This is a genomic window from Longimicrobiaceae bacterium, from assembly GCA_035696245.1.
In the GTDB taxonomy this organism is placed as follows: Bacteria; Gemmatimonadota; Gemmatimonadetes; order Longimicrobiales; family Longimicrobiaceae; genus DASRQW01.
In genome coordinates this window covers 1-2,569 of sequence record DASRQW010000321.1, presented here as the reverse complement: position 1 = coordinate 2,569, position 2,569 = coordinate 1, and the positions used below count along the sequence as shown (strand labels likewise).

Below are 2,569 nucleotides of genomic sequence, written 5' to 3'. Positions count from 1 at the left end.
TTCGCCGTGGACCTGCCGGACGCGTCGCTGGCGGTGCAGATCTCGGGCACCTTCGGGTCGCGGCAGGAGGAGGCGCAGCGCCTGGGCCGCATCCTCCGTCCCAAGCCGGGCGAGAACCAGGCGCACTTCTACACCCTGGTGAGCCGCGACACCACCGAGCAGGAGTTCGCCCTCAAGCGCCAGCTCTTCCTGTGCGAGCAGGGCTACGAGTACCACATCGCCGACGCGGAGGAGATGGAGGGATGAAGTACCTGGACCTGGACTGGGCCGCCGCCTTCCCCCTGCTGGATGCGTGGGGCTCGCTGCCCGTGGAGGCAAGGCGGGCCGTGCTGAAGATGCAGATGTCGCAGGGGCTCTCCGTCGGCGCCCGCGACGGGGTGTACGAGCCGCTGATGGCGTCGGGGCTGGTGGTCCCCACGCCCAACGGCCGCCGGGTGCTCCCCACGCCCGCCTTCCGCCCGGTCGTCGTGGCGTTGCGCGCCATGGCGCGGCGGCCGGTGTGGGAGGCGGCGGACGGCGCCGCCCTGCAGGGCTACGTCGAGGAGCACCTGACCACCGAGGAGGCGACCGCCCTCGTCTCCGGACACCCGTACGGCTCCATGCACGTGATCCGCTCGACCGTGGCCGGGGCCGCGGGGGGCGAGGAGTGGCTGGAGGACTTCCTTGCCGCGGACGACCAGGGCCGCGCCGTGCAGTGGGAGAAGGCGCGCATGCCCCGCGGCGCCGCCCCGGCCTTCGCCGCCGTCCGGCGCTGGGAGGCGGCCCGCGCCATGGTCCGCACCCTCGCCGGGCTCCCGGAGCCGGTGCCGCTGCGCGAGCTGCCGTCGCGCTTCCCGGACGTCCCCGCCACCACCCTGGGACCCGCGCTGGGTGCCGCGCTGCGCTACCTTCTCCTCTTCGCCGCGCTGCGCGCGGGGGACCTGGAGCCGATGGTGGGCGGCTGGCCCCCCGCCGTGGCGCGCCTGGGAGCGCCGGCGCCGCCGCCTCCCCCGGCGGTTGAGGCGGTGGAGACGTTCGAAGCGGCGTGGCTGGCCGACGACATGGCCGCGCTCCTCTCCATGGCCTCGGCCGAGCCGGTCCGGCTCCGCGGCAGCGACGGCGCTATCTTCGCCCGCACGCGCGACGCCGTGGTCTCGCGCCTCGTCTCCGTGCCCGCGTGGGCCGCGTCCGCCGCGAACGCGCGGACACCGGGCGACGACGAGGACGACGACGGGGACGCGGGGGCCTTGCGGGCCGAATACGCGTCCACGTACCTCCAGGTCCTGAAGCTGGCGGACCGGGCGGGCCACCACGGCCAGGACCTGCGGCTGGCGCCCACGGCCGCGGGGAAGCGCTGGCTCGCCCAGCCTCCGGAGGCGCGGCTCAAGACGCTGCTCGACCCGCTTCGCGGCTCGGCGGAGCGCAACCCCGCGGGCTGGTACGACGACGGGGGGACGGGCATGCGGTTCTTCCCCATGGCGGTGCCGGGCGTGCTGCGGAAGGGCACGGTGAACTGCCGCGCCGTGCTCACCCGGCTCCTGCTCGCCATGCCCGAGGGGATGGTGGAGGTGGGGGCGTTCGCGGAGCACGCCGGCCGCTCCGCGAACCCGTTCATCGAGGCCGTGGGACGCGGCTTGCAGCCCATGGACTACGGGTGGGGCAGCCGCGTGCTTGGGCGACGCGAGTGGGAGCACGTCTGGAGCGAGATCGTGTCCGCGTTCGTCCTCATGCGGCTCGTGCCCCTGGGCGCCGCCGCGCTGGGGCGGACGGCCGCGGGGCGGGTCGCTTTCCGCCTCACCTCCGCCGGGCGCTACCTGCTGGGCGCGGCCGACGACTTCTCGCTGGGCGAAGCCGAGGGAAAGCACGTCGTGGTGCAGCCTGACTTCGAAGTCGTCTTCCTCGCGCCCGCCCCGCGCGCCGAGGCCGCCATCGCCCGGTTCGGCCAGCGCGCCGGGCGCGGCATCGGCGTGATGTTCCGCCTCACGCGCGCGTCGGTGCTGGCCGCGGCCGAGGGCGGCATGACGGCGGCGGAGATGGCGGACACCCTCCGCGGCGTGTCGGCCCGCCCCCTTCCGGGCAACGTGGAGCGCCAGCTTCGCGACTGGCTCTCGGCCGTGCGGCGCGTGTCGCTCCGCCCCGCCGTCCTGGTCGAGTGCCCGGACAAGGAGACCGCGGCCGCCGTGGCCTCCGCGCTGGGCAAGCAGGTGACCACCCTCACCCCCACCGTGCTCTCCGTCGCGCCGCTGACGACCGGGGAAACGGCGGCGCTGGTCAAGAAGCTGCGCGCCGGGGGCGTCTTCGTGGACTGATCCCGCCCCGGCGTGCATCCCCACGTTCGCCGTCCTCGCGGGCGATCCGGCCGGCCCGCGAGGAAGGCACAAGGGCGACCGCAGACCGTGCGGACGGCGCTGCGGCTCCTCCGCGGCCGCCGGGATGCCGCCGGGCATCCCTCGCTCGCTGCCTTTCGGATGCTCCCGCAACGTTGGAGAAGGCGCTTCCATCACCGGCGTAACGGATTCGGGGTCGAAGGGGCGTGCCCGCGCCCGCATCTCCTGCATCTCCTGCATCTCCTGCATCTCCTGCATCTCCT

At 75.0% G+C, this 2,569-nt stretch carries 2 protein-coding genes; both read left to right on the top strand.

All coding sequences use genetic code 11. The features are described from left to right. A partial coding sequence (locus VFE05_15040) for a hypothetical protein (GenBank protein ID HET6231387.1) occupies positions 1–246 on the top strand: 246 nt, incomplete at its 5' end. Next, positions 243–2,288, top strand: coding sequence for a helicase-associated domain-containing protein (locus tag VFE05_15035; GenBank protein HET6231386.1), 2,046 nt, complete (start codon positions 243–245; stop codon positions 2,286–2,288). The genes VFE05_15040 and VFE05_15035, both read left to right, overlap by 4 nt. Positions 2,289–2,569 lie beyond the last annotated feature (281 nt).